Source organism: Tamaricihabitans halophyticus, assembly GCF_004340875.1.
Lineage (GTDB): Bacteria > Actinomycetota > Actinomycetes > Mycobacteriales > Pseudonocardiaceae > Tamaricihabitans > Tamaricihabitans halophyticus.
Genome location: NZ_SLXQ01000005.1, coordinates 172,974 through 197,486 on the forward strand (window position 1 = coordinate 172,974; position 24,513 = coordinate 197,486).

The window sequence follows — 24,513 nt, forward strand, 5'->3', positions numbered from 1 at the left end:
GCCAGTTTCGACGGAAACCGAGGTGTCCAACGTGTACCCGCAGCATCGACCACGCAGGCTGCGTAGCACTCCGGCACTGCGCCGCTTGGTCGCCGAGACCGCGGTGCGTCCGGAGAAGCTGATCCTGCCGATGTTCGTCGCCGAGGCGGCGACCGAACCACGGCCGATCACCAGCATGCCCGGCGTCGTGCAGCACACCATGGACAGCCTGCGCGAAGCGGCGGTGGCGGCGGTGCGGGCCGGCGTCGGCGGGCTGATGCTTTTCGGGGTGCCAGCCGAGCGTGACGCGGTCGGTTCGGGCGGCACCGACCCGGACGGCATCCTCAATGTCGCGTTGCGCGCGCTGCGGGCCGAACTTGGCGACAGCACCGTGCTGATGGCCGATACCTGCCTCGACGAGTTCACCGATCATGGGCACTGCGGGGTGCTCGACGAGCACGGCACGGTGGACAACGACGGCACGCTCGCCAGGTACGTGGATATGGCCGTACTGCAGGCCGAATCCGGCGCGCATCTGGTTGGCCCGAGCGGGATGATGGACGGCCAGGTCGGGGTGATCCGGGAGGGCCTTGACGAAGCTGGCTGCACCGAAACCGGCATCCTCGCGTACTCGGCGAAGTTCGCCAGCGCCTTCTATGGTCCGTTCCGCGAAGCGGTGGACTCGCAACTCAGCGGTGATCGCAAGACCTACCAGCAGGACCCCGGCAATGTCCGGGAAGCGTTGCGGGAGACCGAACTCGACCTTGCCGAAGGCGCGGATCTGGTGATGGTCAAGCCGGCAATGGCCTATCTGGACGTGATCGGCGCGGTGGCCGAACTGTCCAACGTGCCCGTCGCCGCATACCAGGTCTCCGGGGAGTACGCGATGATCGAAGCGGCTGCCCGCAACGGGTGGCTGGAAAGGGAGCGGACCGTGCTCGAATCGCTCACCTCGATCACCAGGGCAGGCGCCGAGCTGATCCTGAGTTACTGGGCCGTTGACGCGGCCGGTTGGCTGGACAGCTGAGCCCTGCCCGGTTGGACAGGTCTGCCCTGCCCAGTTGGACAGGTCGGCCCCGCCCAGTTGGACACTGCCCGGTACGCGGGCATAACGTGAGAGATGTGACGAATGCAGGCGATCCGGGCAACCAGGGGTCGACGCGCAAGCGCAGGGAGGCTCCGGTAATGCCGACAGCGGACGAAGCCGCCGCGCAGGGACCGGGCACCGCGCCGCCGAAGCTGGTGAACTACTCGTTCTGGCTGTGGATCGGCGCGGCGGTATTCGCCGTCGTCGGCTCCGGCCTGGCGTTTACCGCCAAGGACGGGATGATCCAGGACGCGGTTGACCGCAACAATGACCCGAATATCACCCCGGAGCAGATCGCGGATGGGGCGAACACGCTGCTCTGGTCGCTGTTCATCGGCTCCGTAGTGCTCGCCGTGTTCTACGTGCTTTTCGCGTACAAGATGCGCGATGGCAACCGCTCGGCGCGTAACTGGCTACTCGGCTTCACCATCGTCACCGTGCTCTTCCAGCTGCTGTTCGGCACGATCATCGGGCTGTTCAGCGGATTGCTCACCGTGGTGGCCATCGCGCTGTTGTACACCGCGAGCACCCGCGACTATTTCCCGCACAACCGTCGCTGAGCGCGTAGCACCGTGCTGGTCGATGACGAGCAGCCGGCGGTTTACGCCGAGCCGGGTTCGAGCTGGTGGCCGTTGGTCTGGCCACCGCTGTTCGTCGCGCTCGGCGTTGGCGCCGAGGCGTTGACCGGCAGGGTGCATACCTTCGCCTGGGTCCTTGCGGGCATCGCGCTGTTTGCCGGTTGCGCGGTATGGATCAACGCCCGACGTCGGTTCCTGCGGGTACGGCTCACCGCGCGAACGTTGCGCCAGGGCGGCGAATCACTCCCGGTCGAGCGGATCACCGCGGTATCCGAGGTCGGCACCCCGGTGGGGGCCAGAGTGCTCGGCGGCGGCATTGCCGTGCCGCGCAAGTACACCGGGGTTCCGATCGAGCTGGATGACGGGAGTGTGGTGCTTGCCTGGGCACGTGACGGTGTGTCACTTCAGGCTGCGCTGCGTTCGCTTGTCGAACCGTGAGAAGCTAGCCGGGTGAGTGTCCCGCAGGAGAACATCGAGTCCACCGCGCCACTGGCGGCGACGAGCGGCGCCCAGGATGCCGACCGGCAGGCCGGCTCACATCGGGGTACCAGCTCAAGAAGTGGCGGATCCCTGCATCAGCCGTGGCGGGCGTTCGTCGCACTCGGCGAGCTCGTCGTCGTGGGGCTGCTCATCTGGGCCGCGATCTGGGCATGGCGCAATGGGGTACGGGTCAGCGTGCTGGAACAGCAACTGCCGGATGGTCGGGTAGTCACGAACGAGTTCACCAGGTACTACGGGAACTGGATCGCCTCGGCGATCGGCATCGGCGGGTTGGCCGGCCTGTTCCTGCTTGACGCCGTCCGGCAACTGGTGCTGGCACTGCGGACACGGTCGAAGCGGCCCAGCTCGCGCGCGGAGCAGAATCGCCAGCTGGACGGGTGAGCGAGGCCACCTGAGCCGACCTGCCAGACTGGGCGGCGTGACGGCGAAATCTGAGGCGACGAATCCCATCCACTCGGCCGCGCTGTTCGACCGCGCACGTACGGCGACCCCAGGCGGCGTGAACTCCCCGGTACGGGCTTTCAGCTCGGTTGGCGGCACCCCGCGGTTCGTGGTTTCCGCGCAGGGCCCCTACCTGACCGATGCGGATGGCAACCAGTACGTGGACCTGGTGAGCTCCTGGGGACCGATGATTCTCGGGCATGCCCACCCCGCGGTCATCGAGGCGGTGCGCAGCACGGCCGCTGCTGGGCTCTCCTTCGGTACCCCAACCGTTGGGGAAGTGGAGCTGGCCGAAGAGATTATCGCCAGGGTGGCACCGGTTGAGCAGGTCCGGCTGGTGAATTCCGGTACCGAGGCGACCATGAGCGCGATCCGGTTGGCCAGGGCGGCCACCGGGCGCGGCAAGGTGATCAAGTTCGCCGGTTGTTACCACGGACATGTGGACGCGCTGCTTGCCCAGGCCGGCTCGGGGGTGGCCACGCTCGGCCTGCCAACCAGCCCAGGAGTGACCGGCGCGCAGGCCGGCGACACGATCGTCGTGCCGTACAACGATATTGCCGCGGTGCGCGCGGCCTTCGCGGACAACCCCGAGGAAATCGCCTGTGTGATCACCGAGGCGGCCGCGGGCAATATGGGCGCGGTGGCCCCGGAACCCGGTTTCAACGCCGCGCTGCGCGAGATCACCGAACAAAACGGCGCGCTGCTGATCATGGACGAGGTGATGACCGGCTTCCGGGTTTCCCGTGCTGGCTGGTACGGCCTCGAAGGGGTGGCCGGCGACCTGTACACCTTCGGCAAGGTGATGTCCGGCGGGTTGCCGGCGGCCGCGTTCGGCGGGCGCGCGGAGATCATGGCCCAGCTCGCCCCGCTCGGCCCGGTTTACCAGGCGGGCACCCTTGCCGGTAACCCGGTCGCGATCGCCGCGGGACTGACCACCCTGCGCAATGCGGACGAGGAGGTGTACCGCGCGCTGGACCGCAACGCGCGTCGACTGGGCGAGCTGTTCACCGCGAGCCTGTCCGCGGTGGGACTGCCGCATACCGTGCAGTACGCGGGCAACCTGGTCAGCGTGTTCTTCACCGAGCAGCCGGTGCGGGACTTCGAGTCCGCCCGCGCCGCGCAGACCTGGCGGTTCCCGCCGTTCTTCCACGCGCTGCTGGAGCGCGGGGTGTACGCCCCGCCGAGCGCCTTCGAAGCGTTCTTCGTGAACGCCGCGATGGATGATGCGGCATTCGACGTGATTGCCGAGGCGCTGCCCGCCGCGGCCGAGGCCGCCGCCACCGCCGAGGAGCCAGCGTGACGACCACGATCGTGCATCTGATGCGGCACGGGGAGGTGTACAACCCGGACGGCATCCTGTACGGGCGGCTGCCTGGGTACCAGCTTTCCGCGCGCGGCAAGGAACAAGCCTTAACCGTGGCCGAACATCTCGCCCGTCACGATGTGGCGATGGTGCTCGCCTCGCCGTTGGAACGGGCTCAGCAGACCGCGCAGCCGATCGCGGACTCGCACCGGTTGGACGTGCTCAGTGACGAACGGCTGATCGAAGCGGCGAACGAGTTCGAAGGGCTACGGGTCGCGGTAGGTGACGGGGCTTTGCGCCAACCACGGCACTGGTCCAAGCTGCGTAACCCGTTCCGGCCATCGTGGGGTGAACCGTATCTGCGGATCGCGCATCGGATGCTCGCCGCGGTTTCCCGCGCGCGGCAGGCCGCGGCGGGTAGGGAAGCGGTGTGCGTCTCGCATCAGCTTCCCGTGTGGACACTGCGCCGCTTCCTGGAAGGCCGGCGGCTGTGGCACGATCCGCGCCGCAGGCAGTGCTCGCTGGCCTCACTGACCAGCCTGGTTTTCGAGGACGAGCAGCTTGCCAGGATCGTCTACACCGAGCCGGCTGGTGCCACTGATCCACGGGTGACCGGCGCATGAGGACGGCCGCGCTCGCGCTACTCGCCATGTTGCTGTTGGCCAGCTGCACCGTCGGGGACAACGCGCCGGCCTCCGGCGGGAATTTCGAGTTCGTCGCGCCGGATGGGAAAACCGAGATCTTCTACCCCGAGTCCGAGCGGCAGGATCTACCGCCACTCACCGGGGACAGTTTGTTCGACGAGGGCACCGAGATCTCCACGGACGACTTCGCCGGCCAGGTGCTGTTGATCAACGTCTGGGGTACCTGGTGCGGGCCCTGCCGCAGTGAGGTGCCGGAGCTGGAAAGCCTGTACCGGAAGACCAAGGACGATGGTGTGACCGTGCTTGGCATCGATGTGCGGGACGATCGCGGTGCGGCACAGGACTTCCTGCGGGATCGCGGGGTTACCTACCCGTCGATCTTCGACAATGCGGGCCGTTCGCTGCTTCCGCTGAAGGGGTATCCGCGGAATGCGGTGCCCTCGACGATCCTGCTTGACCGGCAGCATCGGGTGGCTGCGGTGTATTTGACCGAGCAGCTGGAAAGCGATCTCATGCCCAAGGTTCGGGAGCTCGCGGCCGATCCGGCGCCCGAGGACCAGCGCTAGCGATTGTCGTAGTCGTCCGGGCCGAGGTTGAGCAGGAAGGCATCGGCCTTGCTGGCTGGCTGCTCGGTCGGCGCGGGCGTGCTCTCCTGGGTGCCGACATCTCTGGTGAGATAGGACGGTGTCGGCTCATCCACGGCGCCGGCTGGCTCGGCGGGTTTTGGGGTTGGTTCGGCGGCGGGCGGGCCGTGTCGTTCGAGTAGGCGCGCTTGCGGGCCGAGCACTTCGGTGGCGTCGACACCGTCGACGTGTTGCCGCACGATATTCAGCTGGCCCTCGGCCGCTTTGCCGATCGCCGCGCGCACGGTGGCGGTGAGTATCCGGGACAGCTCGGCCGCGTCCGTGCGGAGCGCGGCTTCCGTTACGGCGATATCGGTGATCACGCCGCCCGGTCCCGCCTGCACGGATACCGCGCCGTCCGGAGAGTTCACGGAAACGGAAAGCGCGGCCAGCTCGCCGTCCGCGGTGTCCAGCTGGCGAATCAGCCGGTCGTTGTCCGCCTTGCGGTTCGCGATCTTCTCCAGCTGCCAGCGCATTTCCTCGATCAGCTGCGGGTTGCTCGGTTGCGCCACAGTGTTCTCCTTTTCGGACAGTGGTTCAGGGACGTCGGAAGAACTTGACTTTGCGGGTCCTGCCTTCAATCCGGCTGCCTAGCCCGGTCTTGCCGAACGAGTAGCCGAGTTGATTGGCGATCTGGCCGACCACCGCGTCGGGGATCTTCAGCCGACCGACCGATATCGTGACCAGGCCGCGTCCGTCGAACTCGGAGAGCAACCTGGTGAGCTGCGCGGGCTTGCCCCGTATGTAGGGCAGCTCGGTCAGCCCTAGTGCGCACAGCGAGGTCGTGAACAGCAGCCCGCTGATGATCCACATGATGTGCCCGCCCGCGTTTGCGAGGAAGCCCGCAGGAAACAAGCAAACTAGGGCCACTCCGATGCAGCTCCAGTGGATGACTGCCGCGCGCATCCGCCTTGCGCGGGGTAGCTGGCGTACTTCGCGGAGATGTCGCACCGGTTCCTTGGTCGCCAGGACGATGGAGTCGTAGGCGGTGGTGCCTACGATGCGTGGATACCAGCCGTGCCGGGTTGCCGCCGCAACGATGTCCTGTGCGGATGTCCGGGCATCCGCTGAGCTGAGCCAGACGAATCGCGCCGTGGAGGCGAGTCGCTTGGCTACGTCGGGGGGTGTCGTGGTCGATATTCCGGACGCACGTGCCGGGTCGGTGGGCGCGGCTAACCGGAATACCAGCAGGGCGCCGGCCGTGGGGATTTCCTGGTAACCCTGCTCGGCGGCGGTATTGCGGATCTCGTTGACACCCAGCCGCCACACCGCAGGGTCCAGTACGACCTCGGGGTACCCGGCGAAATGCTGGTGGCGGATCAGGCTGCGCTGCTTAAGTACTTCGCTGTTTCGCAATCCGTGGCGCAGGATCCAGACGAGCCCGAAGACAAGTATCGGCAACGTGACCGCGATAACGATCAGAATCACCAGGGCGGAGTCATCCATCGACCGTGTCCTGCGCAACAGGCTGTTGATAGCGGATGGTGTTGGCGATCCGTACGGATTCCCTGGCGATCGCCGGCCAGCCGTCCTCGTTGTCGGTCGTCAGGCTCATCGTGATGAGCTTTGCGCCATCGGGTGCGGGGATCTGGAACTCCGCACGGATCACCGGCCGCCGCACGCTCGTTTCCTGGCCGGTCAGCTCGGGCGGAAGGACATAGTCCCCCGCGACGACTGCGCCAAGAGCCGGGCCGATATTGAGCCGTACGACTTGTACATGCGCGTCTGGATGCCGTTGCCGGAATTGCGTCACGAGCGCCTCGGCCGCCTTGGTGGGGTGAGCACGGCAGCGTTCGGCGTCCTCGGATTCCGGGTCGGCGAGCTCAGCAACGGCCAGCGCGAGGGTGGCCAGCGCGGGTTCCTCACCGCCAACGGCGAACCTACCGAACAGCCGGATGTTGTTCGCCCCCATTGTCTGGGTGAACACGCCGAGGTAGCTGGCCAGCTGCTCGGGCGAGTGTTGACCGTCGTGTTCGGCGATCCGCCGCGCCAGGTCGTGCACGGCCGCCTCGTTCCGCATCGCGTCGGCGGTCAACGGCAGCCCGGCGAAGCCGGGCGGGGTGTCGATCAGGATTTGCGGGGTGGTGGTTGGTTCGGTCATCGGTTATTGCCACACCCGTTCCTCGGCTCGCTGGCGGTCGCGTTCTGCTTGACCGGCATTGTCCGCCGCGATGCCGTCGTTGATCGCGTTGGCGAACGGCACGGAGAGCGCGGCAACCGGGCTAAGTACGCTTCCGCCGTAGATTGCGGCCTGTGCAGGGTCGCGCGGTTTCCAGTAGGTGTCCAGGTTGTCGAAGAACGTGGCGCCCTCGCCGCCCGTAGCGATTTCGCCACCTGCCTGGCCGGCGACCATCGCGGTTCCACTGAACCTCATGAGCGAACCAGGTACACCCGGAATTAGCCCGACCGCGCCGGAGGCAATGCCGATCGCGTCGATCGCAAAGGTCTCCGGGGGGATGTCGGCGCCGGCCGCAGCGGCTAGACCGTGCCCGCCAAGGGCGGTGACACCAAGGCCAACAGAGATGGCGCCAGCGATCTGCTCCGCGGGCGGCGGCAGGAAATCTGCGACGACGCCGACTATGGTGCCGATATCACCGACTACGTCGGCGAGTTTCGCGATCAGTTGAGCGTTGTCCTCAATGAAGTCCGTGATCGCCTGGCCCACCACGGTAAGGCCGTCGATTACAGCGTTGGCGATATCTTCGCCGAGGTCGGTAAAGAAGCCGACGATCGAGCCGAGCATCCCCGGTTCCTCGGGCGCCAGCTCCATAGCCTTACGCAGCAGCTCGGCCACCCGTTCGGCGGTCTGGGTGTGCTGCTCGAGGAGCCGCTTGGCCTCCTCCTGAATGTTCGTGCAGTTCGTGATGGCGCCGTTGAGCTGCTGTTCGGCATTGTCCAGCAGCCGTTGCGCGTTCTGCAGTGACTGCTGGTCGGAAAAGGTCTGGTTGGCCAGTTTGAGGTCAGGGTTCTGTTGGGCCTGCTGCGCTTGCTGCTGTGCCTGCTTGGCTTGCTGTTCGAGTTCGCGGGCGCGCCGTTGCAACTCGCTGAGATCCTGCTGCCACTGGCTGAGGGCACTGGCCGCCTGGGACATCGAACGCGCGGCGTTTTCCAGGTACCTGGGTAGGTCGTCGACCTTGCGCGCGAAGGCTTCGCTGGCCTCGCCCTGCCAGATGCCGCGCTGGTTGAGGATGTCGCGCAGCGACTCGTCGGCCGAGGTGAGGCTCCGGCTGACCGTGCCGTATTTGGTGGCCACCGTGCTCACCTGGCCGAGGTCGCCGGGTGCCGGATCGAAGCCCAGCGCTGGGTAATCGTGCTGTGCGACGGTCACTGGCCACCCCCCAGCCGGTCGGCGATGCTACGTGGCGCGAATCCGGTGTCCTCCAGCGAACGATCACCTGTCGGGCCCTGCTGCCCGGCGACCTCGGTCCCCGGCACCGCACCGGGCTGGCCGGTCGGCTGACCGCTGCCGCTCGGCAGCCCCTGGCTGTTGCTATCGGTGATCAGCGGGGGCGAACCTGTGTCGCCGTTGCCGCTGAAGATCGCCTCGTTGGTCTCCTCCAGTTCCTGGTAGTTGCGCTTCGCCTCGGCCAGCCGCTCCGTCACCCCTTCGGCGGCCTCGCCGAGCTGCTCGATCCCGTACTCCCAGGTTTCCTCGAACTCCTCGCCAGCCGTGGCCAGCGTTTCGTTGCCAAGTAATCCGAGTGTGGACTGCGCGGCGAGGGTTTTGTTCGCCGCGGTGATCTCCTCGGACGCGTTCTCCAGGCCGGTGATCAGCTTGCCCAGCTCCTGGATGTGCACCGCGTAGCCAGTCAACTACTACCCCCTCTCAGCCGGACATATTCAACCCGATCTGTCCGGCCGTTTGGGGATATTTCGCCGGATAAGCGCATTTTTCTGGGCTGTGGGGTATACCGGCCAACCCGGTCGGCCGATGCGGTCTGGGGGTACCTACGCTGGGAAGCGTGAACGCCGTTACCGAGCTCGCCACCTCGGGGCCGCTGCTGCTCGCTGCCGGCATAGCGTTGCTCGCCGGCGCGATCTCCTTTGCCTCGCCCTGTGTGGTCCCCCTGGTTCCTGGCTATCTCGCTTACCTCGCTGGGCTGGTCGGCGCGGACGCCCCCGCGGTCGGCGCGGACGAGGGGCGTAAACGGGGCAGGGGCAAACTGGTCGGCGCGACCGCGCTGTTCATCGCGGGATTCACGGTAGTTTTCGCGGCCGGTGTTGGCGGCATCGTCTGGCTCGCGGACGCGATCCTGGTCAACGAGTTACTGCTGCAACGCATCGGTGGCGTCATCACCATCGCGATGGCGCTGGTGTTCCTCGGACTGATCCCCTGGCTGCAGCGGGATGTACGGATACACCGCACGCCACGGGGTGGGCTGCTCGGCGCGCCGGTGCTCGGCGCGGTTTTCGGTCTCGGCTGGACGCCGTGTATCGGTCCGACGCTCGGCGGGGTGCTAGCCATCGCCAGCAGCACCGGTGAAACGGCTGCGCGTGGTTTCCTGCTGGTCCTGGTGTACTGCCTCGGGCTGGGGCTGCCGTTCATGCTCATCGCGTTCAGCGCAGGCTGGGCGGTGCGGGCCACCGGCTGGCTGCGCAGGAACGGGCGCAAGGTCCAGATCTTCGGCGGAGCACTCCTGCTGCTCGTCGGAGTACTGCTGGTGAGCGGGCTCTGGAACGAGCTGATGATCTGGATGCGCGTTGCGTTCATCAACGACGTGGAGCTGCCGCTGTGACCGAGACCGAAACCCGGCCACGGCGCAACAACCTGCCGAGAAGGCTGTTTGCCCTGCTGCGCAACAGCTGGCGCGGGCTGACCTCGATGCGCACCGCGCTGATCCTGCTCTTCCTGCTCGCGCTCGCCGCGTTGCCCGGCGCGCTGCTGCCGCAGAGCAGTTTGAACACCAATGCCGTCGCCGACTACATCGAGAACTACGGCTGGTGGGGCGAATTGCTCGATCGGCTGCAGTTCTTCGAGATCTACGGCAGCGTGTGGTTCTCCGCGATCTACGTGCTGCTGATGATCTCGTTGATCGGCTGCCTGGTACCGCGCACCTTCGAATTCGTCAGACAGCTGCGCGCCAAGCCAGTCCGCACTCCGCGCAATATGAATCGGCTGCCGCACCACCAGAAAGGGACGCTGGCAGCCACCCCGGACGAGGTAATCGCCACCGCCCGGACCCGGTTGCGTGGTTGGCGCACGGTCGAGAGCACCGAGGACTCCGGTGCGCGCACCATCAGTGCCGAGCGCGGGTTCCTGCGCGAGACCGGCAATCTGATATTCCACTTCGCACTGCTCGGCCTGGTTGTCGCATTCGGACTCGGCGGGATGTTCAAGTACGAGGGCAACGTCATCGTGCACGCCAACGGTTCGCAGTTCTGCAACTCCGGGGTGTACGCCTTCGACTCGTTCCGTCCGGGGCTCAGCGTGGACGGCACCGAGCTGACCCCGCTGTGCGTCAAGGTCAACGAGTTTCACCCCGAGTACCTGCCGACCGGTCAGCCAGTGCAGTACCACGCGAAGCTGGAATACCAGGCCGGCGAGGACTTGGAAACCGGTACCTGGCGGCCATACGACCTCGAGGTGAACCACCCGCTGCGGGTCGAGGGCGATCGGGTCTACCTGCTTGACCACGGGTACGCGCCGATCTTCACGGTCACCTTCCCGAACGGCGAGAAGCGCACCAAGAACACGCAGTGGCGTCCGGTCGACCCGACCACCTACCTGTCCGAAGGCGCGGCGAAGTTCGACCCGCCCGGCATCACCGATCCGGCAGAGCGGCGGAAAAAGCAGCTGGCCATCACCGGGTTGTTCGCACCGACCGCCGCGTTTGACGGGAACGTGCTCAGCTCCGCGTTCCCAGATCTGCGGGACCCTGCCGTCGCCGTGGACATCATGCAGGGAGACCTCGGGATCGACTCGGGGCGCGGGCAGAACATCTTCGTGATCGATCAGTCCCAGGTGGACAAGGGCGCGCTGAAGCGGGTCGCGCGGGAGAACATGCGCCCCGGCGAGGAAATCACCCTGGAGGACGGCACCAAGATCAGCTTCGACGGAATTGATCGCTGGATCTCGATCCAGGTTTCCAGGGACGCCACCCAGATGTGGGTCCTCGTGTTCTCCGGCGCGATGCTGCTTGGCCTCGGTGCCAGCCTGACCGTCAAGCGGCGGCGATTCTGGCTGCGTGTGGCCCCGGCCGAAGCCGGCGAGGGGACCGCACGTACTGTGGTGGAGGTTGGTGGCCTTGCGCGCACTGACCAGGCGGGATATGGCGAGGAGTTCACCAAGCTAGCCGGTGACCTCCTCGATAATGCTGCCGTCTCGCATCGGGAGGAGAACTGATGCCGGTCAACGAGACCCTGTCGACCTTCAGCGACTACTCGTTCCGCGCCGCACTGTTGATCTATGTGCTCGCGCTCGCCTTCTACGCTGCCGAACAGGCCTTTGGTCGCAGCCGCCGGCAAGCCGTACAGCGGCAGCGGGAACGGGAACTGGTCGGCACCGGCGGCCGGGGCGATTCGTCGGTCGAATCCACCGCGGCAGCGACTGGCCGCGACACCAGCGACACGGACGAGGAGAGCTGGTCGACCATCAGCTATGCCCGATCATTGCCAGATCGGGTAGGCAGGATGGCGGTCGCACTCACCGTACTCGGCATCCTGGTGCACCTTGCTTCATTGGTGTTGCGTGGCTTCGCCGCAGGCAGGGTGCCGTGGGGCAATATGTACGAGTTCATCTCGGTGACCTGCGTATCCGCGGTGATCGCCTGGGTGGTCGTGCTGCGCAAGGTGGTAGCCAGGTACGTCACCGCGTACGTGCTGCTGCCCGTGGTGATCCTGATGTTCATCGCGGGAACCGCGCTGTACACCACTGCCGCCCCGGTGCAGCCAGCGCTGGACTCGTACTGGATCGTGATCCATGTATCCACAGTGGCCGCGTCCAGTGGGCTGTTGTTGGTGCCGGGCGTGGCCAGCGTGCTTTACCTTTTCCGGCGAGCAAACGCGGCCAACCCACAGCGGTTCGCGGGCTTCGTGAGCCGGCTGCCCAGCGAGGCGGTGCTGGACCGGATCGCTTACCGGACAACGGTCTTCGCCTTCCCGATCTACACCTTCGCGATCATCGTTGGCGCGGTATGGGCTGAGGCAGCCTGGGGACGGTTCTGGGGTTGGGATCCGAAGGAGACCGTCTCGTTCATCGCCTGGGTGATCTATGCGGCCTACCTACATTCCAGGGCGACCGCCGGCTGGCGGGGCATCCGGGCCGCGGTGATCAATACCGTGGGCTTCGCGGCGATGATCTTCAATCTGTTCTTCGTCAATCTGGTTACCGCTGGATTGCATTCTTACGCTGGTGTGGGCTAACTCCGCCGCGTTCCTCGACCCGCGGGCCGGAGTACGGATACCGTCGCGTTCGGATACTTCGGTCAAGTACGCGTGATGTACAGAGAGGACGGCAGCGGTGACAGGTGCACGGGACGAGCCAGGCCAGGAGCAGCAGGCAACGCCCGAGCCGTCCTCGGCACATCCGCTGGCCGGCGAGGAGCCCACCGACTCCGCCAGGCATCCGGCGCTACCGCCGGTTGGTCAGGATGGGCAGGGCGCCGGCCAGTCGGGTGAGGCTGGCGCTGCCGGATCGGAGCCAGCCAACCAAGAGCAAGCCCCGCCCCGGCATGCGGCCGTGGAACCGACGCAGGCAAACCCGGGGCCGGAGCCAACACAGGCAACCCAAGCGGCCGAGCCAACGCAGGCGAGTCAGCCGGCGCAGGCCCAGCTCACCGGCCCGACCTCGCCCGCGATGCAGCCGGTTCAGCCGCCCGTGCCGGACTACGGCAGCAGCCAGCCGCCGCAGGACTACGGCAATCAGCCGCAGCCGCCGTACCACGGGCAGCCGCCGCAGCTGGACTACTCACACCAGGCTCCGCATCACCAGCCTTACCAGCAGAGCGATCCGACGCAGGCGCCGTTGCCGCCGCTCGCGCCGCATCAGCCGGCCGCGCAGCGGCCCACCCGAGGCCACGGCGGCCAACCGCTCGGCGCGAACGACCTGAGCTCGGCCCAGTTGCTCAAACCGAAGAAGCGCACGCCGCAGTCCGGGTGGCGCAAGGCCGTTTACCAGGTGACCGGGCATCTGGTGAACCTTGGCGAGAGCCCTGCCGATCAACACCGCAGGGAACTGATCGGCAGGGTGAACCAGCCGCTGCGGGGCTGCTACAAGATCGCCATGCTGAGCTTGAAGGGCGGCGTGGGTAAAACGACCACGACGACCACGCTGGGTTCCACCTTCGCCTCGTTGCGGGGTGACCGGGTGATCGCGGTGGACGCCAACCCGGACCGTGGCACGCTGAGCCAGAAGATTCCGCTGGAGACCACCGCCACCGTGCGACATCTGTTGCGGGACGCGGACCGGGTGCGCAAGTACAGCGATGTCCGCTCGTACACCTCGCAGGGTCCGAGTAGGCTGGAAGTGCTGGCCAGCGAGCAGGACCCGGCCGTATCCGAGGCGTATTCCGAGCAGGACTACCGGCGCACCATCGATCTGCTCGAGCACTTTTACAACATCGTGCTGACCGACTGCGGTACCGGTTTGATGCATTCGGCGATGCGTGGCGTGCTCGGGCTTGCCGATTCGCTGGTGCTGGTGTCCTCCGGTTCGGTGGATGGCGCCCGCAGTGCGCTGGCCACGCTGGATTGGCTGGATGCGCACGGCTATGGCGATCTGGTCGCGCGGTCCGTCGCGGTGATCAATTCGGTGCGCTCGAAGGGTGGTTCGGTCGACCTGGACAAGCTGGTTGACCACTTCAGTCACCGGTGCCGGGCGGTCTGCCGTATCCCGTTCGACCCGCATCTGGAGGAAGGCGCGGAGATCGAGCTGGACCGGTTGGCCCCAGCGACCAGACTCGCCCTGCTGGAATTGGCGTCCACGGTCGCGGACGGCTTCCCGAATGAGGGCCGCACCCTTCGCTGACCAGCGCAAATATCGCGTTTAGCACGCCGACCGTTGAGTCCTTAGCGCGTACAAGTAAACGCGTTCAGCGGGCTAAACGTTGAATTATTAGCGTCTGCAAGTAATTTGGTTTAGCGGGCTAACCGTTGAAACGGGGTTGCCGTGGGCGGCTGGCGCCGGGTGCGGAGTATCGCGATCAGCGGGCTAAACGTTGATCGCGCGAAGGTCCAGAAACGGCGAAACGGCCGACCAGTGCCTGGCCAGCCGCTTCGTCAAGTCAAGCAGTAAGCACCCGTACGGGTAGTCGCTACTTGCCGTCTTCCTCGGTTTTGCGCCGGTTCTGCTCGTCCAGTTCGCGCAGGAAGTCGGGGTCGTCGTCCGGTGCGGACACCGAGCCGGACGGCCCACGGGAGGGCACACCCAAACGTTCCGATCCGAACGAACGCCACAGGAGTACGGCAACCGCTATCGCGCCGACTGCCGCGAGCAGGTACAGCATCGCCCGCCACCTCCAAGGGGTTCGAATTGGGTCGTACCCCCGAGGTTAGCTGTTTCGGCCGGTTTTCGCCGTATTGGGTGGCGGTTGTCGCTCGGTCTACTCCACCCGAGCCGGCTCGCCGGCTTCGGTGGTCAGCTGCGAGAGCAAATGCTGAACCTCGGACTCGCGGAACCGGCGGTGCCCGCCAGGGGTCCGGATGGAACCGATCCGGCCGGCGGTTGCCCACCTGGTTACGGTCTTCGGGTCGACCCGGAACAACGTGGCAACCTCGCCTGGTGTGAGCAGGTGCTCCTCGACCTGGTGGCTCGCAGCAGCGATGGTCATGGTCGTCTCCTTGTACCTATGGGCGCGTTCGGCCTACTCGCCGCACGCTGAATCAGGCTTTCCGGTCGCATAGTTGCATCTCGCCCGCCGGGTACTCGAACGGTTGTCTGATGGTAAAGAGGTAGTAATGGGACAAAGCGACCAGTTCGGGCCGGAGAATTCGAGCGCGTAACCTGCCCGCTGTGGATGCGCTCGACCGAACGATCGTGGACGCGCTACGGCTCAACGGTAGGGCAACCTACGCCGAGCTGGGGCGGCTTGTCGGACTTTCTGCCTCTGCCGTGCATGAACGTGTGGGCAAGTTGGAGAGTTCCGGGGTAATCACCGGGTATCACGCCGAGGTTGACCCCGCTTCGATCGGGCTTGGAGTGACCGCACTTGTCGGTATCGAACTGACCGACAGCGCGGAGGAAGACGCGGTCGCCGACGCGTTAGGCCAGCTCAGCGAAGTCGAATCGTGCTACGCGGTGGCCGGCGAGGAGGCCTTCGTAGTCAAGGTTCGGCTGCCAAGCGTGGACGATCTGGAGCGCGCGCTCGGCCGACTGCGCCGGATCGACGGGGTTGCCCGCACGCGGACGACCGTGGTGCTGTCCACCCGATTCGAGGGGCGCCCGAACACCGCACAAGGCGCCCATACCGCCCGCGATGTTCCGGCTAGTCCCGCGTAACCTGGGCTTATGTCACAAGCCAGCGAGACCAGTCAGCTGAAGGGCGACCTGTTCAGATACCTGTTCGCGCGCCTTGGACTGATCGCGCTCATCAGCGTACTGCTGGTGCTGGCCCAGGTTCCGCTGCTTGTCGCGCTGCTGATTGCCTTTATTTCCGCGTTTCCGCTGGCCCTGCTGCTTTTTCGGGGGCTGCACCAGCGAGTTAACGCCGGTTTGGCCGCCCGCGCCGAGGTGCGCAAACAGGAGCGGGCCAAGCTGCGCGCTCAGTTGCGCGGTGAGGACGCCGGCGAGCGGGGCGAAGAAACCGCCAAGAACGAAGAAGATCCTGAGAGTTGACTCTCCGGTTGGTCAAGGCATGGCCGTTTTGAGTCAAAGTTCCTTTACGTTTCGTCGTTGGCTGGTCCCCGCACCAGGGCGTGACGCCGGTAACTTTTTGGTACCGGCCCGGTTGGTCGCGGACCGTGTTGAACCGTGGGCGAGCTGGCGCGCTTCGTGGTAGGAAATGCGCCGTGAGTAACTTGTTCTCGAGCCTCGGGGCGTTCGGTAAGAAGTTCAACCCGCTCGGCAGGGTGTTCCTGATCCTCGCCGCGCTTGTGTTGATCGCCGGCCTCGGCGTGCAGCTGGTGGCCGGGTTTGGCGGAAGCAGGCTGACCGATCACCGCAATGACTACTACGAGTGGACCGGCGGCACCCTGCTGATCGAAGAGGACGAGCCGGACGGCAGGGCAAGCTTCAAATGTCAGGTCGAGCCGGAGCAGGGCGGCCAGCGCGACGTTTCAGTGGGGCCTTCGGAGCGGGATCGTCCGAACTACCAGCGGGAAACCTATGAGCCGTGGTTCTCTGGATCCGCCCAGGTTTCCTGTGGTGACTACGTCACGGTCTTCACGGGCACCTTTGCCGACATGCGTGCGTTCACCCAGAGCCGGATGTACCTGTGGCTCGGCGGCGGTGCCGTGGTCGTGCTGCTGGTCCTCGCGTTCGTGGTTGGCCGCCGGCGCGGCGCCGGCCAAGGTAACCGGGGGCGTCCGGGCGGCAAGGGCTGACGCGCGGTCGTCGCCGCCCTGTGGGGTGAGTCGAAGTGGGGTCAGCCGAAGGCCAGCGCGGCCGCCGCGATCGCCGCCCAGAGCAGCATCGCGAGTCCGGTATCCCGCAGCACCGGGATCAGCGCGAGTCCGCCCGCGCCGCTACGCACGACCCGCAGCGCCTTACCCGCGAGCACCCCGGAAAGCAGGCTGAGCAGTAGCCAGGGGTTGCTCAGCGCGCCGACCGCGGTGAGGGCGAACGGCAGCGCGATGAGGCAGGTGTAGAGCACCCTCGTCCGTGCCTCGCCAAGCAGGACCGCGAGGGTGCGCTTGCCCGCCTCGGTATCGGTGGGGACGTCCCGCAGGTTGTTCGCCACCAGCACCGCCGAGGAGAACGAGCCAACCGCGACGGCGGTGAGCACCCCGAGCCAGCTCACCGTGCCGGCGTGCACGTACTGGGTGCCGAGTACCGCGATCAGGCCGAAGAAGCAGAAGACCGCCACCTCGCCGAATCCGGCATAGCCGTACGGTCGCGTGCCGCCCGTGTAATACCAGGCGCCGAGGATGCAGCCGGCGCCAATGGCAAGCAGCCACCAGTAACCGGTGGCGGCGACCAGCACCAGTCCGGCTACGCCTGCGAGCGCGAAGAACCCGAGTGCGGCGGCCAGCACCCGGTTCGGGGTCACCAGCCGCGAGCCAACCAGGCGCAACGGTCCGACCCGGTCGGCATCGGTGCCGCGAACCCCGTCGGAGTAGTCGTTGGCGAAGTTGACGCCAATAATCAGTGCGAGGGCGACCAGCAACGCCAGCCCGCTACGCCACCACGAGAAGGTGTCCAGCGCGGCTGCCGCACCAGCGCCGGCGAGTACCGGAGCGATGGCGTTGGGTAGCGTTCGGGGCCTTGCCCCCTCGATCCACTGTGCGAGTTCGGCCACTCGACCATCCTGCTACGCCGCTCGGCGTAGCCGGTCACCAGGTGAGCGTGCCGCTGGCGAGCGTGTGTTCCGTCGTGCTCGGCTGGTCGGCCGCGCTCGCCGTGCTGGCACCGAAGGCCAGTGCAAACGAGGCCGCCGCGGCGGCAAGCAAGGCCGCGACCAGCCGTAACCGGGGCCGCTGGTCGGCTGCTTTGGCAGGACGCATGGCATCTCCAATCCGCGAGCGCGGCAGTGCGGGGTACTTCCGCGAGTCGGAAGAGCGTGCACTGAAAGTACAAACGGCCATGGCGCCTTGTCGACCAACGTTCGTAGGGTGCTGGACGTCACGGGCCTTTCCCGGCGGGCCCTGCAAGTGAGCTTTGGGAGAATGGTTCGTGTGACATCGACTGAGCCAGTGGAGCGGGACCGGTGAACCCGGCTACCGCAGCCGCCCTGGTGCTCGTAGACGAGCTGATCCGGGGTGGGGTGCGGCACGTGGTGTGCTGCCCCGGTTCGCGTAACGCACCACTGGCGATAGCGCTGCACCGCGCGGAGGCCGCTGGGCGGGTAGCGCTGCATGTGCGCATCGACGAGCGCAGCGCGGGGTTCCTCGCACTCGGCCTCGCGAAGACGATGGCCATGGAGAACGTGGCGATGGAAAACGTGGAAGGCACTCGGCAGGGCAGGGTAGCCGTGGTGTGCACGTCGGGTACGGCGGTGGCCAATCTGTACCCGGCCGTACTCGAAGCGCGACATTCCGCGGTGCAGCTGATCGTCGTCTCCGCGGACCGGCCGCCCGAGCTGGTCGGCAGCGGGGCCAACCAGACAACCGTGCAGCACGGCATCTTCGAACCGCTTGTGTCCACAGTCGACTTCCCGGTCGCCGAGCGGCGAGCCGGCCAGAACGCGGCATGGCGCGGCATGATCGCGCGGGCGCTCGCGGAACGCGATATGCCCGTCCATCTGAACGTGCCGTTCCGGGAACCGCTGGTGCCCGACGAGGAGACGGACTGGCCGGAGTCGCTTGCGGGCCGTCCGGACGGCGCCGTGTGGACCGAAGTCACCAGGTTGGACGAGGTCGAAACGTCGATATTGGACACCATGGGCGCCGCGCTGCTGAATCGGCTCGAGCCGCGCACCCTGGTGCTGATCTGTGATGCCCCCGCCAATCAGGTCGCCGAGGCCGCCGAAGTGGCGCGCCGGATTGGCTGGCCGCTGCTTGTCGAGCCGCCCGCGGATGCCACCGGGATGGAGCTGCCGCACGGCACCCTGTTGCTGAACGCCGCCGGAGCGGGGATCGGCGCGGCGCTCCGTCCGGATTCGGTGCTGGTCGTCGGCAGGCCGACGCTCTCAAGAGGTGTATCCCGGCTGCTTGCGGAGGCGCCCGAGGTGCATGTGGTCGGCTCACCCCGAGATTGGGCGGATGCCCAGTACGTCGCGCGTTCGGTGACGCCGTGGTTGAGCGTGGAAGCGGTCAGTCTGCTGGAGAAACAAGCCGACTTGGCCGACAGGGCGAGCGGGGAGTTCGCCGCTTCCTGGCGCGCCGCCGACGAGGCGGCCGGTGCCGCGTTGCAGGGGGTGCTCGCCGCGCAGTCCTGGCCGACCGGGCTGCAGGTGGCACGCGATCTGGTGGCGGCACTGCCGGCCGACTCGCTGCTGTTTCTCGGTTCGTCCAACCCGGTGCGCGAGGTGGACTTCGCCGCGCGGCGGCGTACGGATGTGACGCTGCTGGCCAACCGTGGGCTGGCAGGTATCGACGGCAGCGTGTCCACGGCGGTCGGGGCGGCACTCGCCTTCGGTGGTCCGAGTTACGCGTTCCTCGGCGATCTGACCTTTCTGCACGATGTGGGCGGGCTACTGGTCGGCGGGCAGGAGCCCGCGCCCGATCTGACCATCGTGGTGCTCAACGACGACGGCGGTGGGATCTTCTCGCTGCTTGAACAGGGCGCCGCGGAGCACGCGGCGAGCTTTGAGCGGGTGTTCGGAACTCCGCATGGGGCGGATCTGGCGGCGCTGTGCGCCGGCTATCGGGTGCCGCACGAGCTGGTGCGGGACGCGGCCGGCCTGCGGGCGGCGTTGCGGGCACCTGTGGGGCTGCGCGTGGTCGAGGTCCGGGTGGATCGGCACGCGCTGCGCGGGCTGCATCAACGCTTGTACGCCGAGGTGAACGGCGCCGTGCGCGCGCTGGCCGCCGACTCCTGAGCGCGCGCTCTCTCAACGTTTAGCCCGCTGAACGCGGCGCAGAATCAACGTTTAGCGTGCTAAACGCGATGTTTTCGCAGGTGGGAGAGTTGGGTGTTAGTCGTCGATGAACGGGCGGACGGGTACGCCCGCTTCGGTGAGTTCGCGGTGCACCCGCGCGGCGATCGCCACAGCGTTGGGGGTATCCCCGTGCACGCAGATTGACCGTGCCGGACAGCGGATCGTGCTGCCGTCGACGGCCGGCACGGTGCCGTGCAGTGCCATCCCCACGCAGCGCCGCGCGATCTCGTCGACATCGGTCAACACCGCACCTGGCTCTGCGCGGGGCACCAGCGCGCCGTCCGGGGTATACCCGCGATCGGCGAAGGCTTCCGGCACGGCTGGTAGCCCGGCTCGCTCAGCGGCCCGGAGTAGCTCCGAATCGGGTAACCCAAGTACCGGCAGCGCGCCGCCGTACTCCCGAACCGCCGTCACCACCGCTTGCGCCTGCCGCGTGTCTCGCGCGCACGCGTGGTAGAGCGCCCCGTGCGGCTTCACGTACCGCACCGCCGAACCGGCCACACGCGCGAAGCCATCCAGCGCGGCGATCTGGTAGAGCACCTCATCAGCCAGGGTCGTCGGATCCACATCGATATAGCGCCGGCCAAACCCAGCGAGGTCCCGGTAGCTCACCTGCGCGCCGATCGCCACCCCTCGGGATGCGGCCCGCGCGCATACCCCGCGCATCACCGAAGGGTCACCGGCGTGGAAGCCACATGCGACATTCGCGCTCGTCACGATGCCAAGCATGGCCTGATCGTCGCCGAGTTCCCAGATCCCGAACCCCTCGCCGAGATCGCTGTTCAGGTCGATAGTGGGGGTATTGCGCACCGTGTCGTCCATTGTGTCCGTTCGAGTCGTACCGTGCGGGTGACAGCCATCCGGGCCAGCGCGAAACCGGCCTTAAGACGGTAGCCGGAGCTTCGCCGCCTCACTAAGTTTCTCTGCATCACATTGTTTTCACATCTGTGGTTTCCACACCGCCTTGGGAGGCAACCATGCGGGTGCGAGCACGCGCGGCGACCACCGCGCTAGCTACCGGCCTCGCCGTCGTACTGCTCGGCAGTACGGCCAGCGCAACGGAACCCGGCGCGCCAGGTATCGGCGACCCGTACTACCCGGGATCCGGCAACGGCGGGTACGACGTCGACTACTACGACCTGCGGCTCACTTACCAGCCGAAGACCGACGAACTCGCCGGGACGACCACGATCCTGGCCACCTCCACCCAACCGCTGTCCAGTTTCTACCTGGACTTCGCCCTCGACACGAGCTCGGTGCGGGTCAACAACCAGCCCGCGAAGTTTGCCAGGGAAGGCGAAGCCGAGCTCCGCGTGACCCCGAAGCGGCCGATCGCCAAGGGGCAGCCGATGACGATCACCGTTCGGTACCAGGACGTGCCATCCACCGTGCAAGTGGACGGTTTCACCGCGTGGAAACGCCTCCCGGACGGTGCGCTCGCGGTGGATCAGCCGCATATCGCCAGCTGGTGGTATCCGAGCAATGATCATCCGCTGGACAAGGCGACCTTCGACGTATCGGTCGAGGTGCCCAATGACGTGTCCGCGATCTCCAACGGTCGGCTACTGGACAAGGAGTCCAAGCGGCCAGGTTGGACCAGGTGGAACTGGCGGAGCACAAGTCCACAAGCGAGCTACCTGACCACGTTGGCCGTTGGCGACTTCGAGGTCATCGAGGACACCACACCGGACGGTAAGCCACTGGTCACGGCCTATTCGAGATCGCTCGACCCGGCCAACGCGCGGGCGGCGAAGGCGAGTCTGGGACGGACAGTCGACGTCACCGAGGTGCTCTCCGAGTACTTCGGGCCTTACCCGTTCGAGGCGAACGGCGGGGTAGTCAGCCCCGGTGTGGGATTCGCGTTGGAGACCCAAACCCGCCCGGTGTACGACGAGGTCTTCTTCGATGACGGGAGTTCGAACACCTACGTGGTCGCACATGAGCTGGCGCACCAGTGGTTCGGCGACCTGGTCTCGGTAACCGGCTGGCGGGATATCTGGGTCAACGAGGGGTTCGCGTCCTACGCGGAGTTCCTCTGGTCGGAATACCTCGGCGAGGGTACTGCGGCCGAACTCGCCGGGTACCTCTACGACCAGTACCCCGCGGATGACCCGTTCTGGCAGGTGAAACCCGGCGATCCGGGGCCGGAGAACCAGTTCCATCCGGCCGTGTACGACCGAGGCGCGATGGCCGTGCAGGCCCTGCGCACCGAGATTGGCGACGCGGCGTTCTTCGAACTACTCCGGACCTGGCCAGCCGAACGGGCGAACGGCACCGGTTCGGTTCACGACATGATCGCGATGGCCGAGCGGATATCCGGCAAGCAGCTGGACAAGCTGTTCGACACCTGGCTGTTCACCCCGGGCAAACCGCCGGTCGGGCCGAATGGTTCGGCTACTGGCAGCCGTGCGGCACAGGCCGAACCGCCAGCCTTCGCGAAGATCAGCCGCAACCACGAGCTGCTACATCAGAACTAGGCCCTGCCCCGGGTGGGTGCTCGCCGGCCGGCTGGCGCCCACCCGGTGGTCGATATGCTCGGCACCGTGCTGGCGTTGGTGCGGGAAAAGCTGCGTGGCCGCAGGCCACGGCGGATCGTCACGCTCGTCGTCACGGTTACCGCGGCTACGCTCAGTTTCCTGTGCATCACGCTGGTTTTCGCCGCATGGCAAAACGACCGAGCCATCGGTTCGCGAACCGGGTTCGCGAACGCCGAGGTGATCTCGGTGGACTCGGACCGATCCCTGGTGCGGTTCCAGACACCGGACGAGATGGTGCACATCCCGCCGAACGGGGTGCTGTATCCGGGCGGTCTTGCCGAAGGGCAGGTCGTGCGCATCGAATACGACCAGCAGGACCCGGAGCTGGCGCGCGTCGCCGGGCGCAATATGTCGCTTACCCTGCTCCCCGTCGGCAGCACGATGCTGATCACGTGGGCCATCGCCGGTCCGATCCTGTGGTGGTTGCGCCGCCCCACCGCGCCGAGCCCGGCGGTAACCCCGGCTACCTAGCCCCAGCCGGCTATCCGGTGGCGTCCTGCCACCAGCTACGCACTTCCTCGGCGACCGAGGGCGCGGCGACCAGCAGGCCATCCGTAGGGATCGCGTCCGGCGAGCCATTGCGGTCCTGGACGACCGCGCCCGCTTCCAGCGCGAGCGCGAGCGCGCCGGCGACATCCCATTCGTGGTAGGAGTGCAGCACCGCGGCGCTCACATGGCCCAGTGCGACCTGGGCGATCGCGAGCGCGGCCGAACCGAGCACCCGTACCGCCGCATGGGCTTGGGCCGCGCGCTCGATGAACCGGCCCATCCCCGGCCACGGCGTGCCGCGCGCGAACTCGGTGCAGACGATCGAGCCACCGGTCACGGCCTGTTCCGGCAGCCGTACCGGTTTGCCGTTGGCCCGCGCGCCCCTGCCGCGCGCCGCCGCGTAGATCTGCCCCCGGTACGGGTCGGCGACCACACCAACCACCGGCCCACTGCCGTCCACCAGCGCGAGGCTGTAGGCGCACCAGGGCACACCCGCGACGTAGTTCGCGGTGCCGTCGACCGGATCAACCACCCAGCGATACCTCGCCTCGGCCGCCCCGACGTCGGCGCCGAACTCCTCGCCGACCACGGGAATACCGGCGAACTCGGTGGTCAGCACGCGACGGGTGTGCCGTTCGAGCGTCCGGTCGGTGTCCGTGACCCAGTCGAACGGAGACTCCTTCACATCCGGCCGGGCACCGCGGCCAGCCGTCGCCGTGATCACTTCGGTGGCATCGTTGGCCAGCCGACCGGCGACTTCGAGTGCTCGGGAGATCAAGCCCGGTTCTACGGGCTTGCCTGGGCGCGCGGACAAGAGCGTCATACCACCCTAGCCTGCGCCAGCCCGGTGACCTGGCAGCGACCGTGAGGTGACGGTCCGTTGAGCTGTTCGTGGCAATACCGCGTTTAGCGGGCTAACCGTTGATTATCCGGCGCCCGCCGAGGACGTGCGCGGTCGGCTGGGCGATGTGTCCAGATCGACCAAGTAAGCTGCGGAGCATGTCGCGGGCGAATCTGGACAAGGATCCACGCGAGGTCGCCGAGATGTTCGACGGCGTCGCGAAGCGTTATGACCGGGCGAACTCCGTCATGACGTTCGGCTTCGATCGCCGCTGGCGGACGGTGACCGGCAGAGTGCTTGATGCCAAAAAGGGCGAGCGGATCCTGGATCTTGCCGCCGGCACCGGGGTGTCCACCGTCGAGTACAGCCGTTCTGGTGCCTGGTGCGTCGCCGCGGACTTCTCCATCGGCATGCTGCGTAACGGCAAACACCGGCGGGTGCCGATGGTCGGCGCGGACGCGATGCGACTGCCGTTCGCGGACAACAGCTTCGACGCCGTGACCATCTCCTTTGGACTGCGCAATGTGCACGATGTGTCGAGTGCGCTGCGCGAGGCCTACCGGGTGACAAGGCCGGGCGGGCGGTTGGTGATCTGCGAATGCTCCACGCCGCGCTTCGCGCCGATCAGGTTGCTTTACCAGCGGGTGCTGCTGCGGTTGCTGATGGCGCTGGCCAAACGGGTCGCGTCAAACGCGGAGGCGTATTCGTATCTCGCGGAGTCCATCCTCGCCTGGCCGAACCAGCGCGCCCTCGGCAAGATGATGGCCGAGGCTGGCTGGCGCGAGGTTGCCTGGCTGAACCTCACCTTTGGTGTGGTCGCGCTGCACCATGCGGTGAAGTAACCGAGCTAGCCATCG

Annotated in this window: 29 protein-coding genes; 18 read left to right on the forward strand and 11 right to left on the reverse strand. The window is 66.8% G+C overall.

What is annotated here, in order from left to right:
* The first annotated feature begins 31 nt into the window (after nt 1–31).
* From hemB to EV191_RS14430, 7 genes are all read left to right on the forward strand, one after another.
* Nucleotides 32–1,006 carry a porphobilinogen synthase gene (hemB, locus tag EV191_RS14400; protein ID WP_132877550.1) on the forward strand — a complete coding sequence of 325 codons (975 nt, stop codon included), beginning with the start codon at nt 32–34 and terminating at the stop codon, nt 1,004–1,006.
* Nucleotides 1,007–1,101: 95 nt separating this feature from the next.
* Complete coding sequence (locus EV191_RS14405; RefSeq protein WP_132877551.1) at nt 1,102–1,626, forward strand: hypothetical protein; 525 nt, start codon at nt 1,102–1,104, stop codon at nt 1,624–1,626.
* 12 nt (nt 1,627–1,638) lie between these two features.
* A complete protein-coding gene (locus EV191_RS14410) occupies nt 1,639–2,082 on the forward strand; it encodes a DUF3093 family protein (protein ID WP_243658961.1) in 444 nt (147 codons plus the stop codon).
* Between the two features lie 12 nt (nt 2,083–2,094).
* Nucleotides 2,095–2,526, forward strand: a complete 432-nt coding sequence (locus tag EV191_RS14415) for a hypothetical protein (protein ID WP_132877552.1) — start codon at nt 2,095–2,097, stop codon at nt 2,524–2,526.
* Between the two features lie 37 nt (nt 2,527–2,563).
* Nucleotides 2,564–3,886: a glutamate-1-semialdehyde 2,1-aminomutase gene (hemL, locus tag EV191_RS14420; protein WP_243658962.1), complete on the forward strand. Its 1,323-nt coding sequence runs from the start codon at nt 2,564–2,566 to the stop codon at nt 3,884–3,886.
* A gap of 20 nt (nt 3,887–3,906) precedes the next feature.
* Nucleotides 3,907–4,512, forward strand: coding sequence for a histidine phosphatase family protein (locus EV191_RS14425; RefSeq protein ID WP_132877709.1), 606 nt, complete (start codon nt 3,907–3,909; stop codon nt 4,510–4,512).
* Nucleotides 4,509–5,099 (forward strand): TlpA disulfide reductase family protein, encoded by a 591-nt coding sequence (locus EV191_RS14430; protein WP_132877553.1) that lies wholly within the window; start codon nt 4,509–4,511, stop codon nt 5,097–5,099. Before EV191_RS14425 ends, EV191_RS14430 begins: the two co-directional genes overlap by 4 nt.
* Here EV191_RS14430 and EV191_RS14435 read toward each other — a convergent pair.
* The 5 genes from EV191_RS14435 to EV191_RS14455 are packed head-to-tail and all read right to left on the reverse strand — an operon-like array spanning nt 5,096 to nt 8,969.
* On the reverse strand, nt 5,096–5,668 hold the full coding sequence (locus EV191_RS14435) for a YbaB/EbfC family nucleoid-associated protein (RefSeq protein ID WP_132877554.1): 573 nt from the start codon (nt 5,666–5,668) through the stop codon (nt 5,096–5,098). The two genes, EV191_RS14430 and EV191_RS14435, sit on opposite strands and share 4 nt — an antisense overlap.
* 25 nt (nt 5,669–5,693) lie before the next feature.
* Entirely contained in the window at nt 5,694–6,602 is a 909-nt protein-coding gene (locus EV191_RS14440; RefSeq protein WP_132877555.1) for a hypothetical protein, read from the reverse strand.
* Nucleotides 6,595–7,257, reverse strand: a complete 663-nt coding sequence (locus tag EV191_RS14445) for a hypothetical protein (protein WP_132877556.1) — start codon at nt 7,255–7,257, stop codon at nt 6,595–6,597. Before EV191_RS14445 ends, EV191_RS14440 begins: the two co-directional genes overlap by 8 nt.
* Nucleotides 7,258–7,260: 3 nt before the next feature.
* Entirely contained in the window at nt 7,261–8,484 is a 1,224-nt protein-coding gene (locus EV191_RS14450; RefSeq protein ID WP_132877557.1) for a putative T7SS-secreted protein, read from the reverse strand.
* The gene (locus EV191_RS14455; RefSeq protein WP_132877558.1) at nt 8,481–8,969 is read right to left on the reverse strand and encodes a hypothetical protein; all 489 of its coding nucleotides are present in this window, start codon (nt 8,967–8,969) and stop codon (nt 8,481–8,483) included. Before EV191_RS14455 ends, EV191_RS14450 begins: the two co-directional genes overlap by 4 nt.
* A 149-nt stretch (nt 8,970–9,118) precedes the next feature.
* On the opposite strand from EV191_RS14455, the gene EV191_RS14460 reads away from it, so the two are divergent.
* From EV191_RS14460 to EV191_RS14475, 4 genes are all read left to right on the forward strand, one after another.
* Complete coding sequence (locus EV191_RS14460) at nt 9,119–9,892, forward strand: cytochrome c biogenesis CcdA family protein (RefSeq protein ID WP_132877559.1); 774 nt, start codon at nt 9,119–9,121, stop codon at nt 9,890–9,892.
* Nucleotides 9,889–11,499, forward strand: a complete 1,611-nt coding sequence (resB, locus tag EV191_RS14465; RefSeq protein ID WP_424565459.1) for a cytochrome c biogenesis protein ResB — start codon at nt 9,889–9,891, stop codon at nt 11,497–11,499. The genes EV191_RS14460 and resB overlap by 4 nt, the downstream gene beginning before the upstream one ends.
* On the forward strand, nt 11,499–12,518 hold the full coding sequence (gene ccsB / locus EV191_RS14470; protein WP_132877560.1) for a c-type cytochrome biogenesis protein CcsB: 1,020 nt from the start codon (nt 11,499–11,501) through the stop codon (nt 12,516–12,518). Before resB ends, ccsB begins: the two co-directional genes overlap by 1 nt.
* Before the next feature lie 316 nt (nt 12,519–12,834).
* Nucleotides 12,835–14,121, forward strand: a complete 1,287-nt coding sequence (locus EV191_RS14475; protein ID WP_424565465.1) for a MinD/ParA family ATP-binding protein — start codon at nt 12,835–12,837, stop codon at nt 14,119–14,121.
* A gap of 286 nt (nt 14,122–14,407) precedes the next feature.
* Here EV191_RS14475 and EV191_RS14480 read toward each other — a convergent pair whose 3' ends face one another.
* Nucleotides 14,408–14,599, reverse strand: coding sequence for a hypothetical protein (locus EV191_RS14480; RefSeq protein ID WP_132877562.1), 192 nt, complete (start codon nt 14,597–14,599; stop codon nt 14,408–14,410).
* Between the two features lie 96 nt (nt 14,600–14,695).
* Entirely contained in the window at nt 14,696–14,923 is a 228-nt protein-coding gene (locus tag EV191_RS14485) for a BldC family transcriptional regulator (protein WP_132877563.1), read from the reverse strand.
* Nucleotides 14,924–15,105: 182 nt separating this feature from the next.
* On the opposite strand from EV191_RS14485, the gene EV191_RS14490 reads away from it, so the two are divergent.
* The 3 genes from EV191_RS14490 to EV191_RS30095 all read left to right on the forward strand — a co-directional run bounded on the left by EV191_RS14490 (nt 15,106) and on the right by EV191_RS30095 (nt 16,634).
* Entirely contained in the window at nt 15,106–15,591 is a 486-nt protein-coding gene (locus EV191_RS14490; RefSeq protein ID WP_132877564.1) for an Lrp/AsnC family transcriptional regulator, read from the forward strand.
* Between the two features lie 9 nt (nt 15,592–15,600).
* Nucleotides 15,601–15,927, forward strand: coding sequence for a DUF4229 domain-containing protein (locus EV191_RS14495; protein ID WP_132877565.1), 327 nt, complete (start codon nt 15,601–15,603; stop codon nt 15,925–15,927).
* A gap of 173 nt (nt 15,928–16,100) precedes the next feature.
* Nucleotides 16,101–16,634, forward strand: a complete 534-nt coding sequence (locus EV191_RS30095) for a hypothetical protein (RefSeq protein ID WP_165912956.1) — start codon at nt 16,101–16,103, stop codon at nt 16,632–16,634.
* A 41-nt stretch (nt 16,635–16,675) separates the two neighbouring features.
* Here EV191_RS30095 and EV191_RS14500 read toward each other — a convergent pair whose 3' ends face one another.
* Together EV191_RS14500 and EV191_RS30100 are read right to left on the reverse strand one after the other, a co-directional pair.
* Entirely contained in the window at nt 16,676–17,548 is an 873-nt protein-coding gene (locus EV191_RS14500) for a 1,4-dihydroxy-2-naphthoate polyprenyltransferase (RefSeq protein WP_132877566.1), read from the reverse strand.
* Between the two features lie 34 nt (nt 17,549–17,582).
* Nucleotides 17,583–17,753, reverse strand: coding sequence for a hypothetical protein (locus EV191_RS30100; RefSeq protein WP_165912957.1), 171 nt, complete (start codon nt 17,751–17,753; stop codon nt 17,583–17,585).
* A 203-nt stretch (nt 17,754–17,956) separates the two neighbouring features.
* Here EV191_RS30100 and menD point away from each other — a divergent pair, with 203 nt between their 5' ends.
* Nucleotides 17,957–19,729 carry a 2-succinyl-5-enolpyruvyl-6-hydroxy-3-cyclohexene-1-carboxylic-acid synthase gene (menD, locus tag EV191_RS14505; RefSeq protein WP_132877567.1) on the forward strand — a complete coding sequence of 591 codons (1,773 nt, stop codon included), beginning with the start codon at nt 17,957–17,959 and terminating at the stop codon, nt 19,727–19,729.
* A gap of 96 nt (nt 19,730–19,825) precedes the next feature.
* Here menD and EV191_RS14510 read toward each other — a convergent pair whose 3' ends face one another.
* Nucleotides 19,826–20,611, reverse strand: a complete 786-nt coding sequence (locus EV191_RS14510) for a LamB/YcsF family protein (protein WP_132877568.1) — start codon at nt 20,609–20,611, stop codon at nt 19,826–19,828.
* A 155-nt stretch (nt 20,612–20,766) separates the two neighbouring features.
* Between EV191_RS14510 and EV191_RS14515 the strand changes: the two genes are divergently transcribed.
* The gene (locus EV191_RS14515) at nt 20,767–22,266 is read left to right on the forward strand and encodes a M1 family metallopeptidase (RefSeq protein ID WP_132877569.1); all 1,500 of its coding nucleotides are present in this window, start codon (nt 20,767–20,769) and stop codon (nt 22,264–22,266) included.
* Nucleotides 22,267–22,320: 54 nt separating this feature from the next.
* On the forward strand, nt 22,321–22,797 hold the full coding sequence (locus tag EV191_RS14520; RefSeq protein WP_243658963.1) for a DUF3592 domain-containing protein: 477 nt from the start codon (nt 22,321–22,323) through the stop codon (nt 22,795–22,797).
* Between the two features lie 10 nt (nt 22,798–22,807).
* On the opposite strand, the gene EV191_RS14525 is transcribed toward EV191_RS14520, so the two are convergent.
* A complete protein-coding gene (locus EV191_RS14525) occupies nt 22,808–23,638 on the reverse strand; it encodes an inositol monophosphatase family protein (RefSeq protein ID WP_132877570.1) in 831 nt (276 codons plus the stop codon).
* A gap of 176 nt (nt 23,639–23,814) precedes the next feature.
* Between EV191_RS14525 and EV191_RS14530 the strand changes: the two genes are divergently transcribed.
* Entirely contained in the window at nt 23,815–24,498 is a 684-nt protein-coding gene (locus EV191_RS14530; protein ID WP_132877571.1) for a demethylmenaquinone methyltransferase, read from the forward strand.
* The last annotated feature ends 15 nt before the right edge of the window (nt 24,499–24,513 follow it).